Consider the following 12,416-nt stretch of genomic DNA (forward strand, 5'->3'; position numbering starts at 1 on the left):
CACGCTCATGGCGGAAGAATCGAGGAAACGAGCAGCTGCGTATAGGGCTCACGCGGATCGTCGAGCACCTGGTCGGTGAGGCCGGTCTCGATGACGCGGCCGCCCTTCATCACCATCACGCGATGCGAAAGCAACCGCGCCACCGCCAGATCGTGGGTCACGACGATCGCGGCAAGCCCGAGCTCGCTGACGAGGTTGCGCATCAGGTCGAGCAGGCGGGCCTGCACCGAGACGTCGAGGCCGCCGGTCGGCTCGTCCATGAACACCAGCCGCGGCTCGGTGACGAGGTTGCGGGCGATCTGCAGCCGCTGCCGCATGCCGCCGGAATAGGTCTTTGGCGCATCGTCGATGCGGCCGGTATCGATCTCGACCCGCTCCAGCCAGGTCGACGCGGTGTCACGGATGCGGCCGTAATGATTCCAGCCGACCGCCATCAGCCGCTCGCCGACATTGGCGCCGGCCGAGACGCCCATGCGCAGCCCCTGCGCCGGGTCCTGGTGCACGAAGCCCCAGTCGGTGCGAAACAGGAAGCGCCGCTCGGCCTCGCCGAGTTCAGCGAGATCGCGCAGCACGCCGTCGCGCATCCGGTAGCACACCCGGCCCGCGCTCGGCGCGAGCTGCGCCGAGAGCAGCTGCAGCAGCGTCGACTTGCCCGAGCCGGACTCGCCGACGATCGCCAGCACCTCGCCGGGATAGAGCGCGAACGAGACGTCGCGGCAGGCCGCAAGCCGGCCGTAATTCTTGGCAAGCCCCTCGGCCACCAGCAACGGCTCGTCGTTGTCGAGGCTCGAGAGCTCAGACATGCGCCTTCTCCTTGTGCGGCGCTGCGCTCTCGGTGCCGTGATGGCCGGCGGCCTGGCGCTGCTCGCAGAAGTCCGTGTCGGAGCAGACGAACATCCGCCCGCCCTTGTCGTCGGTGACGATCTCGTCGAGATAGGAATTGTCGGCGCCGCACAGCGCGCAGGGCGCGTTGAAGCGGTAGCGCGTGAACGGGTGATCCTCGAAGTCCAGCGACACCACGGTGGTGTAGGGCGGGATCGCGTAGATGCGCTTCTCGCGGCCGGCGCCGAACAGCTGCAGCGCCGCGCAATTGTCCATCTTCGGATTGTCGAATTTCGGCGTCGGCGACGGGTCCATCACGTAGCGCGCGTTCACCTTCACCGGATAGGCGTAGGCGGTGGCGATATGGCCGAAGCGCGCGATGTCCTCGTAGAGCTTGACGTGCATCAGCCCGTATTCGGCGAGCGCGTGCATGCGCCGCGTCTCGGTCTCGCGCGGCTCGAGGAAGCGCAGCGGTTCGGGGATCGGCACCTGATAGACCAGCACCTGCCCGGCATGCAGCGACGCCTCTGGAATGCGGTGCCGGGTCTGGATCACGGTCGCGTCGGTGGTCGAGGTCGTGGTCGCGACACCCGCGGTCTTGCCGAAGAACTTGCGGATCGAGATCGCGTTGGTGGTGTCGTCCGAGCCCTGGTCGATCACCTTCAGCACGTCGTCGGGACCGAGGATCGCGGCCGTCACCTGCACGCCGCCGGTGCCCCAGCCATAGGGCATCGGCATCTCGCGGCTCGCAAACGGCACCTGGTAGCCGGGGATCGCGATCGCCTTGAGGATCGCGCGGCGGATCATCCGCTTGGTCTGCTCGTCGAGATAGGCGAAATTGTACGTCGGCGCGTTCATTCCGCGGCCTCCTGCATTTCCACGGCCTCGTTGGCTTCCGCGAACTCCTGCCGCAGCTTGCGCAAGAGACCGAGCTCGGACTGGAAGTCGACGTAGTGTGGCAGCTTGAGATGCTCGACGAAGCCGGTCGACTGGACATTGTCGGAGTGCGACATCACGAACTCCTCGTCCTGCGCCGGCGCCGCCGCCTCCTCGCCGAGCTCACGCGCACGCAGCGCGCGATCGACCAGCGCCATCGACATGGTCTTGCGTTCGCTCTGCCCGAAGGCGAGGCCATAGCCGCGGGTGAAGCACGGCGCCTCAGTCGTCGAGCCCTTGAACTGGTTGACCATCTGACACTCGGTCAATTCGATCGAGCCGAGCGGCACGGCAAAGCCCGCGTCCTCGGCGAAGAACTCGACCTCGACCTCGCCGAAGCGGATCTCGCCGGCGAACGGGTGATTGCGACCGTAGCCGCGCTGCGTCGAGTAGCCGAGCGCGAGCAGGAAGCCCTCATCGCCGCGCGCCAGGTTCTGCAGCCGCAAATCGCGATCGGCCGGAAAGCTCAACGGCTCGCGCGTGAGGTCGCCGACCGGCGTGTCGCAATCTGCCTGCGGCGAGGATTCGATTAGACCGTCACGGCCGAGAATGTCGGTCACCCGCGGCGTGGCGGCCTGCGAGGCCTCCGCGGTCGCCGGCTGCTCCGGCACAAAGCCTTCCGCGAGCTGCGGATCGAGCAGGCGATGGGTGTAGTCGAAGGTCGGCCCCAGGATCTGGCCGCCCGGAACGTCCTTGAAGGTCGAGGAGATCCGCCGCCGCACCTGCATCTCGCCGGTGTTGACCGGCTCGGTGGCGCCAAAGCGCGGCAGCGTGGCACGGAAGGCGCGGACCAGGAAGATCGCCTCGATCATGTCGCCGCGCGCCTGCTTGATCGCGAGCGCCGCGAGCTCGCGGTCGTAGAGCGAACCTTCGGTCATCACGCGATCGACGCCGAGCGCGAGTTGCTCGGAAATCTGTGCCAGCGTCACCTCGGGCACCTCGCGGTCGCCGCGCCGCTCATGCGCGAGCAGACGATGGGCGTTCTCGATGGCGCGCTCGCCTCCCTTGACGGCTACATACATCGCTCACACTCCGCTTGCGATCAGCCGCGTGGTGCGCGGGATCGCCACAATGGCATCGTCATGGACCAGCACGACATCGATGCCGCGCGGGAACAGGGCTTCGTTGATCGCAAGCCGCTGGAACAGGTCGCGCGGCTTGATCATCGCCTGCAGCACGGCGCTGCCGTCGATGCCGGGCCCTTTCAGCTCGAAGGCCGGCCCCTGCGACAGGCTGTCGACCTGCAGGATCAGCGTGGTCGACCGGTCAGGATATTCGCTGCTGCCGAATGCGAAGCGATCGAGCGCCGGCAGGCTCGCGGCATCGCCGATCAAAGCGAAGCTCGCGATCGAGGAATCGGCCACCACCGGCGCGCTGGCGTGAAACTTCAGCCAGCGGGCGACGTCCGGCGTCGCCGACATCGCAGCGTCAAGCCAGATCGGCGTGTCGTGATCGAACAGCGTCAGCGCGATCGCGGCCGAGCCGCGCATCATGCCGGCGGGCGTTCCCACGCTCGCGGCGACGCGCTGCACGCTGCCCGGGCGCGCCATCGCATCCATCACGGAACGGAAAGTCGATTGCGCCGACAGCACCTTGTCGGCAAAGCCCGCGGGCATTTCGGCAATCGTCGTCATTGCATCATCCCTCACCGCGCACCATCGTGTAGAAATCGACCCGCGTCGCCGCGGTTTCCGCCGCCTTGCGGCCGCGTTCGGCGTTCATGGCGACGCGCAGCGGCGCGATCACCTTGACCTCCACCTCGCCGGACAGTTCCGCCGACTGCACCATGGCATCGCACAGCGCGATCATCTGCGCCTTCCGCGCGTCGCGGCCGAGCGTGTAGCCGAAGCCGACCTCGCCGGTCGCAAGCCGCACCGCCGCGCGCGACACCGTCGCCTCGCCGAGATTGAACGGCGCACCGTCGCCGCCGATCCGCCCACGCAGCATCACAAGGCCGTTTTCCGGCTCACGCAGGTTCTCATGCGCGGGCACCGCGATCGCCGCCAGCCTGCCGGCGATATCAGCAGCGGCGGCGTGCGCCAGCACCGTCATCGCGGCCTTGCGCTGGGCCTGTTTGCTGTTTGGTCCGGTCGAACTCATGGGCAAACCTTTGGGCAACCTTGCTTGCATCAAGTTGTCTATGATACTAGACAACTTGATAGCGGAGCGCCATGACTGTTTCGTGACAAACCAAAGATTTCTGGTATCACCGCGCCATGAGCATGCAGGAAAGTTCCGGCGTCGCCTTGTGGCGGCAGGTCGCCGACGGCATCGAGCGCGGCATCGCTGACGGCCGCTTCGCCGCCGGCGAAAAGCTGCCCGGCGAGATGGAGATCGCCGAGACGTACCGGGTCAACCGGCACACCGTGCGGCGGGCGCTCGCCGCATTGGCGGAGCGCGGCCTGGTGCGCGCGGAACGCGGTAGCGGCACCTATGTCGAAGCCCAGCGCCTCGCCTATCCCTTGCGCTCACGCACGCGATTTTCCGAGATCGTCGGCGCCGGCGGTCACGAGCCGCGCGGCCAGCTGATCGATGCGAGCAGCGACACCGCCAATCGCGAGATTGCGCGCGAGCTCGGCCTGAAGATCGGTGCGCCGCTGATCCGGATCGAAGCGGTGCGGCTCGCCGACCGGACGCCGATCTGCGTCTCCACCACCTGGCTGTCGGCCGAGCGGTTTCCCGATGCCGGCAGCGTGTTCGCCAACGTCCGCTCGATGACGAAGCTGCTCGGGCATTACGGCGTCAAGGACTACCACCGCGCCTCGACCCGGATCACCGCGGCGATCGTCGATGCGACCGACGCCGCGCGGCTCGACCTGCCGCTGGGACGGCCGGTGCTGGTGGTCGACGCCACCGACGTCGACATGCTGGACCAGCCGCTGGTGACCAAGCGCTCGCGCTTCGCCGCCGAGCGCGTGGAGTTTCTGGTCGAGAACGGCTGACGTGCTTCTGCTCCCTCGCCCCGCTCTTGCGGGGAGAGGGGCCGCCTCCACAAAGCGGATAAATATGAGTGCGGGGAAACACCCCTCACCCGGATTGCTGCGCAATCCGACCTCTCCCCGGGGCGAGGTAACTTTCTATACCACCGCCCTTTGCCCGATGATCGCAAAGCGCAGCTTGCTCGAGATGAAGTCGATCGCGGCAACCGCGATCAGGATCATCAGGATCAGGAACGATACTTTCTGCCATTCCAGCACGCGGATCTGTTCGGCAAGCTGCAAGCCGATGCCGCCCGCGCCGACGATGCCGATGATGGTCGCCGAACGCGTGTTCGACTCGATGAAGTAGAGCACCTGCCCGGCGATCACGGGCAACACCTGCGGCAGCAGGCCGAAGCGAATCTCGTGCAGCGCATTGCCGCCGGACGCGCGGATACCCTCGACCTGCTTGCGATCCGCGGCCTCGATCGCCTCCGAGAACAGCTTTCCGAACGCACCGAAGTCCGACACCATGATCGCCAGCACGCCGGCGAACGGACCGAGGCCGACGACGTTGATCCAGACCAGCGCCCAGATCAGCGTATCGACGCCGCGGATCGAGTCCAGGAAGCGGCGCACCGGAAAGCGGATCAGGTTCGAGGGGATGATGTTGCGCGCCGCCAGCAGGCTGACCGGGAGTGCCAAAACCGCGGCAAGCGTGGTGCCGAGCACCGCGATCGACAGCGTCTCGCCGAGCGCCTGCATGTAGAGCGGGAACGACGAGCCCGGATTCGGCGGGAGCATCAGCATGGTGATCCAGCCGAGCTGGCCGAGGCCCGCGATCAGCCTGGACGGCGAGAAATCGAGATCAACCAGTCCGAACACGAAGATCGCGAGCGCCGCCACGATCATGGCCGGCATCGCCAGCCGTGCCGATGTGGGACGTTCGAAGACGTCGGGGTACTTCGCGCGCAGTTCCGCGGTGTCCGGCCTCGGCATCTGGCTCATCGACGGGTCTCCTTGCCGAACAGCCGGCCGCGCAGCCAGCCGGTCGAGATGTCGATGATGAAGACGGTGACGATGATGGTGATGAGGATGGCGCTGACGTCGGAATAGTAGAACTTGCGGATCGCGACCACCAGCTCCTGGCCGATGCCGCCGGCGCCGACGAAGCCCATCACCGACGCCTCGCGGACGTTGATCTCGAAGCGCAGCAGCGCATAGCTGGCATAGCCGGCCGAGACCTGCGGCAGCACGGCAAAGCGCATGCAGGACAGCCAGCTCGCGCCGGTGGAGCGGATGCCCTCGACCGGCTTCATGTCGGCATTCTCGACGATCTCGGCGAACAGCTTGCCGAGCGCCCCGGTGGTGTGGATCGCGATCGCCAGCACGCCGGCCATCGGCCCGAGGCCGAACGCGATCACGAAGATCAGCGCGAACACGATGCCGGGGACGGTGCGCGCGAATTCCAGCAGGCGGCGGATCGTGAAACGTACCCATGGGCCCGGCGACGTATTCTGGGCCGCGAAGAAATTGAGCGCGAAGGCGAGCACCGCACCCGTCAGCGTGCCGACATAGCTGATCAGGATCGTCTCGCCGAGCATCTTCAGCCACTTATGCCAACCCCAGAACCATTCGGCGGGATCGGTCCAGACCCGCGCGCCGGAATCCAGCGTCAGGATGCGATCGAAATAGCTGACGAAATTGCCGAAATAGGTGAACAGCGTGCGCAGGTTCACTTCCGCGCCGAACGCCGCGATCACCAGCACCGCACAGAATGCCGCCGTTGCCAGCGCGGCCTTCAACCGCTTGCGTGCGACGGACTTGCGGTAGGCGTCCTCCAGCGTCGCCAGTTGCTGCGCTGGAAGAATGGATACGGCGGTCGCCATCGACGCGTGCCAGTCCGGTTCGGAGTTGAGTGGAGAGAAAGGGCCGGGCTATACGCCCGACCCTCGTGACGTCAGGCGTGCGATCAGCTCGCCTTCTTTCGCAAACCGTCGACGAACTTGATCAGCTCGATGGTGCCGTCCCAATCCTTGGTGGTGGCGGGATGGAAGCCCTTCTTCTGACCGTCGGACAGACGGTCGAAGGCGGCCTTGTCCTTGGTCGGGGCGTCGAAGAAGGCCTTTGCGATCGCGGCCTTCAGGTCCTCCGGAAGATCGGTGTTGTACGCATAGGGGCCGTTGATGATCAGCGCCGACTTGTGGATGATGCGGAAATCATCCTTCTTCATCGCCGAGCCGTCGGCATTCTTCAGCATGCCCTTGGTCAGCATCTGGGCGAGCGTGGAATCGTCCTCGTTGGTCCACTGGTTAGCGGCCACATCAACGGTTCCCTGCGACAGCGCCAGGACGGCGTTCTCGTGGCTGCCGGTGAACACGACCTTGCCGAAAAAGCCTTCGGCGTTCGCGATGCCCATCTTGTTCAGTTCGAAGCGCGGCACGTTGTTGCCGGACGTCGAGTTCGGATCGACCAGGCCGAGATTCTTGCCCTTCAGGTCCTCGACGGTCTTGTACGGGCTCGACGCCTTGACGAAGAACACCGAGTAATAGCCGGTCGAACCGTCGGCGTTCATATCGTTGGCGAACGCGTCGGTCTTGACGCCGGTCAAGCGCGCGCGAGAGAACGAGGCCGAGCCGTAGCTGGCGATCTGGATGTTGCCGGCGCGCTGGCCTTCGATGACGGCCGCGTAGTCGTTGGCGATGCGCAGTGTGACCTTCACGCCGAGCTCCTTCGACAGATACGCCACGAACGGCGTCCAGCGCTCGGTGACGCCGGAGGCGTTCTCGGCCGGCACCACCGCGAAGGTGAGCTCCGGATACTTTGCCTTCCAGTCCTGCGCGGAGGCCGAACCGGCAAATGCCAGCGCGGCGGCGCCAGCCAGAATGATGCGACGAGTGAACATGACTACCCCTCTTTTGTTGTAGTTGCACCTGTTGGCCGGGCAAAATGCCCGGCCTCCCAGATTGAAAAATGCGCGACGCTCAGGCCGCGGCTGCGGTGCCGAGTGCCGGCGCAGTTGCACCGTCGGGCGCGGGCAGCGGTGCTGCGCCGATGACGTCATTGGCCTCGAGGTCATAGAGCTCGCGGGCGATATGGTCGGTGAGCGCCGCGGGGGCGCCATCGAACACCACGCGACCTGCGGCCATGCCGACCAGGCGGTCGCAATAGGTCCGCGCCAGGTCGAGCGAGTGCAGATTGCAAAGCACCGTGATGCCGAAATGCTTGTTGATGCGCAGCAGCGCGTCCATCACGATCTTGGTGTTGCGCGGATCGAGCGAGGCGATCGGCTCGTCGGCGAGAATGATGTCGGGCTCCTGCACCAGCGCGCGGGCGATCGCGACGCGTTGCTGCTGGCCGCCGGAGAGCTGGTCGGCGCGCTGTGCCGCCAGCTGGGCGATGTCGAATTGCTCGAGCGCCGACAGTGCGAGCGCCCTGTCCTGCTCCGGCCAGACCTGCGCCAGCGAGCGCCATGACGGAATCTGGGCCAGTCGGCCCATCAGCACGTTGGTCAGCACATCAAGGCGGCCGACCAGATTGAACTGCTGGAAGATCATCGCCGAGCGCGCGCGCCACCGCCGCAGTTCCTTGCCGCGCAACGCGGTGACGTCGGTGCCTTCGAACAGGATACGGCCGGAGGTCGGATCGGCGAGACGGTTGATCATCCGCAGCAGCGTCGACTTGCCGGCACCGGAGCGGCCGATCACGCCGACAAAGCTGCCGGGCGCGATCGAAAAGGACGCGTTGTCGACTGCGGCTTTCGTGCCGAAACGGCACGTCAAACCTTCCACCACCAGCATGTAATGCTCCAACCGCGCCTCGTTGGGCCATCGCTATCCCCGGCGTTTTACAGTTATGTGACGACAGCGCTGCGGTGCGGCGATCGTCCACACCCCTCCCTTGTCGCTCCCTTGCCGTCATCGCAACGTCATGATGTTGTCATCAAGCATCCCGATGACGAGCGCGCATCCCCCGGAAGCCCAAGATTCTTGAAGATTTGCGGAGGCCCTGATGGCCGGAAAAACACTCTCGGTTGTGCCGACCGTCGACCCGACCGCGTCGGTCCGTGAGAGCAGGCTCGGCAAATATACCGAGGTCGGCGCGCGCACGATCCTGCTCGAAGTCAGCATGGATGACTATTCCTACGTCGTGAACGACAGCCAGATCACCTACACCTCGATCGGCAAGTTTTGCTCGATCGCGGCGATGACCCGCATCAACCCCGGCAACCACCCGATGCATCGCGCGACTCAAGCGCATTTCACCTACCGCGCCAGCGCGTATTTCCCCGGAGAGAGCGACGACACCGACTTCTTCAACTGGCGACGTGCGCATCACGTGCATATCGGCCATGACGTCTGGATCGGGCACGGTGCGATCCTGTTACCAGGACGGAACATCGGAACCGGCGCTGTCGTCGCTGCCGGCGCGATCGTGACCAAGGACGTTCCCGCATACACCATCGTTGCCGGTAATCCGGCGCGGCCCGTGAAGCGGCGCTTCTCCGAGACGATCGCCGACCGCCTCGCCGCGCTCGCATGGTGGGACTGGGATCACGAGACGCTCCGCCGCGTCCTGCCCGACTTTCGCAAGCTCGCGGTCGAGGAATTCCTCGACAAGTACGAGGCCGAGGCCGTATCCCAATCACAGAACAAACAACGGAGCGCCGCATCGTGACGGACATTTTCATCGAGGGCGGGCGCACGCTGGTTGACGGCGCCTTGGTCGAGACCTCGCTGCGGACCGCTGGTCGCGACATCGGCGCGCTCGACGCCGAGCAGGGTCGCGCCGCGCTTCACATCGATGCCAGTGGCCTGCTGGTGCTGCCCGGCATCATCGACCTGCACGGCGATGCGTTCGAGCGGCAGATGATGCCGCGCCCCGGCGTCGACTTCCCGACCGACGTGGCGCTGATCGACAGCGACCGGCAGGCGATCGCCAACGGCATCACCACCGTGTTCCACGGCACGACCTGGTCGTGGGAGCCCGGCCTGCGCAGCGCGGAGAATGCGCGCAAGCTACTCGATGCGATCGAGGCGCTGCGGCCGCAGCTCGCCGCCGACACCCGCCTCCACCTGCGTCACGAGACCCACAATCTCGAGGCCGAGGCCGAGATCATTCAATGGCTCGGTGAAGGCCGCATCGATCTGTTCGCCTTCAACGACCATAGCAACGTCAAGCCGAAGAAGCGCAACCAGCTGGCCGAGCGCTCCGGGCTCTCCGTCGAGGCCGTCAACGACATGCTCGACCGGATCGTGGCGCGCCGCCCCGAGGTGCCCGCCTCGATCGCGCGACTGGCCGCCGCCGCGCGCGCGGCCGATATCCGCATGCTGTCGCACGACGACAACAGCCCGGCGATGCGCCAGGAGTTTCGCGCGCTGGGCGCCACGATCGCCGAATTCCCTGTCAACGAGGAGACCGCGCGCGACGCTGCGGCGGCGGACGACTTCATCGTGTTCGGCGCGCCCAATGTGGTGCGCGGCGGCAGCCATACCGGCTGGACCAAGGCATCCGACATGATCGCACAGGGCCTCTGCTCGGTGCTGGCGTCGGACTATTACTATCCGGCGCAGCTGCTCGCGGCGTTCCGCCTCGTCGCCGATGGCATCCTGCCGCTCGCCAGGGCCTGGGACCTGATCTCGTCGGCGCCGGCCCGCGCGGCCGGGCTCGCCGATCGCGGCGTGCTCGCCGCGGGCCGCCGTGCCGACATCATCGTCGTCGACGACAAGGCGCCGCTGCGGCCGCGCATTATCGCCGTAATAGCGGCCGGACGGCTGGTGCATCTGGCGGACGCGAGCTGCCTCGTTCATTCACTCGCGCCGCGCAAGACGGTTGCGGCGGCGTAGCCCAGTCCCATGGCCAGCACTCCGCGCTACGCGATCTATTATGCGCCGTCACCCGACAGCGTCCTGCACCACTTCGGTTCGACACTGCTCGGTTACGATGCGGTGTCGGGCGACGACCTGCCGTTTCCCGAGGGCGTCACGCCGGACTGGCGCGAGATCACCGAAGATCCGCGCAAGTATGGATTCCACGCCACGCTGAAAGCGCCCACCGCGCTCGCCGACGGTCGAAGCGAGGCCGAGCTTCTCGATGCCTGTGCCGCCTTCGCCGGCCGCGCGCGGCGCATTCCGGTGATCGAACCGGTGGTCGATGCGATCAGCGGCTTCATCGCGGTGATCCCGGCCAACCGCTCGGACGACCTGCAGCAGCTTGCCGCCGATTGCGTCACCGAATTCGACGCGTTCCGCGCGCCGCTGACGCCGGAAGATCGCGCGCGCCGCAGGCCAGAGAAACTCACCGCGCGGCAGTGCGACTATCTCGACCGCTGGGGCTATCCCTACGTCATGGAGGAGTTCCGCTTCCACATGACGCTGACAGGGCGGCTGAGCGACGAGCGGCGCGGCCCGATCGTGGCGCAGCTGCGCATACGGTTCGCGGCGGTCGACCTCACGCGGCTCGCAATCGACCGCATCGCGCTGTTCAAGCAGACCGACAGCGGATCGCGCTTCCGCATCATCGGCAGCTGGCCATTGCGAGCTGATCGGGATTAGGCCTCACACACCGGTGTCGTCCCGGCGAAAGCCGGGACCCATAACCACCGTCGGTAGTTGTTCAAGCGAGCTGCGGTCCCAGCATCGTCCCACAACCAACATTCGTGGTTATGGGTCCCGGCTTTCGCCGGGACGACGTGGGATGGATATCGCTATTCGTCGATCCGGGTGCGGGCGATGATCTCGGCGGCGCCCTTCTCCAGCAGCTCCATGCCCACGGCGCGGCCGAGTTCGCACGGCCGATCCGCCGGTCCGCGCCGCGTCACCTCGATGAAGCCGGCGCCGGCCTCGTCGAGCACGGAGGCGCGCAGCGTCATCTCGGCTCCCGCGAGCGTGGCGTGGCCCGCGATCGGCGAATTGCAATGACCGTTGAGCACCCACAGCACCTCGCGCTCGGCCTCGGCCGCAAGCCGCGACGGCACGTTGTCGATCCCGGCAAGCCGCGCACGCGTCGCCCAGTCGGTCTCGACGCATTCCACCGCGACAATGCCCTGGCCGACCGCCGGCAGCATCTCGCCGACCGAGAAATCATGCGCGATGCGCGCGGTCATGCCGATGCGCTCCAGGCCCGAGCGCGCCATCACCAGCGCATCCGCCGGCCCCACGTCGCCGCCACCGGGCAGCCGCTGCTTGTCGCCGCGATCGAGCTTGGCCACGCGCGTGTCGGCGGCGCCGCGATAATGGATCACGGTCGCTTCCGGAAACAGCCGGCGCAGATAGGCGGCGCGGCGCACGGCGTTGGTGCCGATCATGAAACCCCTGCCGCGCGCAGCGCGGAGGGTGTCGAGCGACAGGCCGGGACGCAGCACGAGGCTGTCATTGGCGGCATCGCGCGCCAGCATCGCGGCGATGACGAGACCCGGCGTCTCCTCGTTGCCCGGCACGTCCTTCAGCGAATGCATCGCCGCCTGCAACGTGCCGGCACGCATGGCTTCGCGGATCTCGGCGACGAAGGCGCCGCCCTTGCCGCCATGGCGCAACAGCTTGCTGGTCTGGTCCTGGTCGCCGCGGGTCTCGAACTTGACGATGTCGACGGCAAGGTCCGGCGCCGAAGCGCGCAGCAGGCGCGCGACCTCATCCGTCTGCGCGAGCGCCATCGCGCTCTTGCGCGTCCCAATCCGCAAAACCTGTCCCGACACGAAAGCTCCGCTGCGCGTGATCATCAACGGCTGGGGATTAGAACAAA

The 12,416-nt window shown here is 66.6% G+C and carries 14 protein-coding genes; 4 read left to right on the top strand and 10 right to left on the bottom strand.

Translation table 11 applies throughout. The annotated features are described in order from the left end of the window. Positions 1-5: 5 nt before the first annotated feature. The 5 genes from phnK to phnG are packed head-to-tail and all read right to left on the bottom strand — an operon-like array spanning position 6 to position 3,858. Positions 6-803 (bottom strand): phosphonate C-P lyase system protein PhnK, encoded by a 798-nt coding sequence (gene phnK, locus J2R78_RS04635; protein WP_028339544.1) that lies wholly within the window; start codon positions 801-803, stop codon positions 6-8. Beyond that, positions 796-1,680, bottom strand: coding sequence for an alpha-D-ribose 1-methylphosphonate 5-phosphate C-P-lyase PhnJ (locus J2R78_RS04640; protein WP_016846424.1), 885 nt, complete (start codon positions 1,678-1,680; stop codon positions 796-798). Before J2R78_RS04640 ends, phnK begins: the two co-directional genes overlap by 8 nt. Further along, positions 1,677-2,780 (bottom strand): carbon-phosphorus lyase complex subunit PhnI, encoded by a 1,104-nt coding sequence (locus tag J2R78_RS04645; RefSeq protein ID WP_057015440.1) that lies wholly within the window; start codon positions 2,778-2,780, stop codon positions 1,677-1,679. Before J2R78_RS04645 ends, J2R78_RS04640 begins: the two co-directional genes overlap by 4 nt. Positions 2,781-2,783: 3 nt before the next feature. Next, a complete protein-coding gene (gene phnH / locus J2R78_RS04650) occupies positions 2,784-3,392 on the bottom strand; it encodes a phosphonate C-P lyase system protein PhnH (RefSeq protein ID WP_076829005.1) in 609 nt (202 codons plus the stop codon). A gap of 4 nt (positions 3,393-3,396) precedes the next feature. Further along, positions 3,397-3,858: a phosphonate C-P lyase system protein PhnG gene (gene phnG / locus J2R78_RS04655; RefSeq protein WP_253603171.1), complete on the bottom strand. Its 462-nt coding sequence runs from the start codon at positions 3,856-3,858 to the stop codon at positions 3,397-3,399. Between the two features lie 116 nt (positions 3,859-3,974). Between phnG and phnF the strand changes: the two genes are divergently transcribed. Beyond that, positions 3,975-4,700: a phosphonate metabolism transcriptional regulator PhnF gene (phnF, locus tag J2R78_RS04660; RefSeq protein ID WP_028334541.1), complete on the top strand. Its 726-nt coding sequence runs from the start codon at positions 3,975-3,977 to the stop codon at positions 4,698-4,700. A 135-nt stretch (positions 4,701-4,835) separates the two neighbouring features. On the opposite strand, the gene phnE (J2R78_RS04665) is transcribed toward phnF, so the two are convergent. The 4 genes from phnE (J2R78_RS04665) to phnC form a co-directional block, all read right to left on the bottom strand. Next, entirely contained in the window at positions 4,836-5,684 is an 849-nt protein-coding gene (gene phnE, locus J2R78_RS04665) for a phosphonate ABC transporter, permease protein PhnE (RefSeq protein WP_057018812.1), read from the bottom strand. After that, complete coding sequence (gene phnE / locus J2R78_RS04670) at positions 5,681-6,565, bottom strand: phosphonate ABC transporter, permease protein PhnE (protein ID WP_050387861.1); 885 nt, start codon at positions 6,563-6,565, stop codon at positions 5,681-5,683. The genes phnE (J2R78_RS04665) and phnE (J2R78_RS04670) overlap by 4 nt, the downstream gene beginning before the upstream one ends. An 83-nt stretch (positions 6,566-6,648) precedes the next feature. Continuing rightward, on the bottom strand, positions 6,649-7,581 hold the full coding sequence (gene phnD / locus J2R78_RS04675; RefSeq protein ID WP_057018814.1) for a phosphonate ABC transporter substrate-binding protein: 933 nt from the start codon (positions 7,579-7,581) through the stop codon (positions 6,649-6,651). Positions 7,582-7,660: 79 nt separating this feature from the next. Then, entirely contained in the window at positions 7,661-8,476 is an 816-nt protein-coding gene (phnC, locus tag J2R78_RS04680) for a phosphonate ABC transporter ATP-binding protein (RefSeq protein WP_028334545.1), read from the bottom strand. A 211-nt stretch (positions 8,477-8,687) separates the two neighbouring features. On the opposite strand from phnC, the gene J2R78_RS04685 reads away from it, so the two are divergent. The 3 genes from J2R78_RS04685 to J2R78_RS04695 are packed head-to-tail and all read left to right on the top strand — an operon-like array spanning position 8,688 to position 11,230. Beyond that, positions 8,688-9,353 carry a chloramphenicol acetyltransferase gene (locus J2R78_RS04685; RefSeq protein WP_253603173.1) on the top strand — a complete coding sequence of 222 codons (666 nt, stop codon included), beginning with the start codon at positions 8,688-8,690 and terminating at the stop codon, positions 9,351-9,353. Then, the gene (locus J2R78_RS04690) at positions 9,350-10,522 is read left to right on the top strand and encodes an alpha-D-ribose 1-methylphosphonate 5-triphosphate diphosphatase (protein WP_253603175.1); all 1,173 of its coding nucleotides are present in this window, start codon (positions 9,350-9,352) and stop codon (positions 10,520-10,522) included. The genes J2R78_RS04685 and J2R78_RS04690 overlap by 4 nt, the downstream gene beginning before the upstream one ends. A 9-nt stretch (positions 10,523-10,531) precedes the next feature. Continuing rightward, positions 10,532-11,230, top strand: coding sequence for a DUF1045 domain-containing protein (locus J2R78_RS04695; protein WP_253603177.1), 699 nt, complete (start codon positions 10,532-10,534; stop codon positions 11,228-11,230). Between the two features lie 152 nt (positions 11,231-11,382). Here the strand turns inward: J2R78_RS04695 and hemC are convergent, their stop codons facing one another. Then, a complete protein-coding gene (gene hemC, locus J2R78_RS04700) occupies positions 11,383-12,393 on the bottom strand; it encodes a hydroxymethylbilane synthase (RefSeq protein WP_253603179.1) in 1,011 nt (336 codons plus the stop codon). Positions 12,394-12,416: the final 23 nt, after the last annotated feature.

Origin of the sequence: Bradyrhizobium sp. USDA 4538 (assembly GCF_024171045.1) — a bacterium.
GTDB classification, from domain to species: Bacteria; Pseudomonadota; Alphaproteobacteria; order Rhizobiales; family Xanthobacteraceae; genus Bradyrhizobium; species Bradyrhizobium australafricanum.

What these genes read in the sequence shown, in the direction of transcription:
- phnK (WP_028339544.1), bottom strand. Translation starts at nt 803, where the DNA reads ATGTCTGAGCTCTCGAGCCTCGACAACGACGAGCCGTTGCTGGTGGCC.
- J2R78_RS04640 (WP_016846424.1), bottom strand. Translation starts at nt 1,680, where the DNA reads ATGAACGCGCCGACGTACAATTTCGCCTATCTCGACGAGCAGACCAAG.
- J2R78_RS04645 (WP_057015440.1), bottom strand. Translation starts at nt 2,780, where the DNA reads ATGTATGTAGCCGTCAAGGGAGGCGAGCGCGCCATCGAGAACGCCCAT.
- phnH (WP_076829005.1), bottom strand. Translation starts at nt 3,392, where the DNA reads ATGACGACGATTGCCGAAATGCCCGCGGGCTTTGCCGACAAGGTGCTG.
- phnG (WP_253603171.1), bottom strand. Translation starts at nt 3,858, where the DNA reads ATGAGTTCGACCGGACCAAACAGCAAACAGGCCCAGCGCAAGGCCGCG.
- phnF (WP_028334541.1), top strand. Translation starts at nt 3,975, where the DNA reads ATGAGCATGCAGGAAAGTTCCGGCGTCGCCTTGTGGCGGCAGGTCGCC.
- phnE (WP_057018812.1), bottom strand. Translation starts at nt 5,684, where the DNA reads ATGAGCCAGATGCCGAGGCCGGACACCGCGGAACTGCGCGCGAAGTAC.
- phnE (WP_050387861.1), bottom strand. Translation starts at nt 6,565, where the DNA reads ATGGCGACCGCCGTATCCATTCTTCCAGCGCAGCAACTGGCGACGCTG.
- phnD (WP_057018814.1), bottom strand. Translation starts at nt 7,581, where the DNA reads ATGTTCACTCGTCGCATCATTCTGGCTGGCGCCGCCGCGCTGGCATTT.
- phnC (WP_028334545.1), bottom strand. Translation starts at nt 8,476, where the DNA reads ATGCTGGTGGTGGAAGGTTTGACGTGCCGTTTCGGCACGAAAGCCGCA.
- J2R78_RS04685 (WP_253603173.1), top strand. Translation starts at nt 8,688, where the DNA reads ATGGCCGGAAAAACACTCTCGGTTGTGCCGACCGTCGACCCGACCGCG.
- J2R78_RS04695 (WP_253603177.1), top strand. Translation starts at nt 10,532, where the DNA reads ATGGCCAGCACTCCGCGCTACGCGATCTATTATGCGCCGTCACCCGAC.
- hemC (WP_253603179.1), bottom strand. Translation starts at nt 12,393, where the DNA reads ATGATCACGCGCAGCGGAGCTTTCGTGTCGGGACAGGTTTTGCGGATT.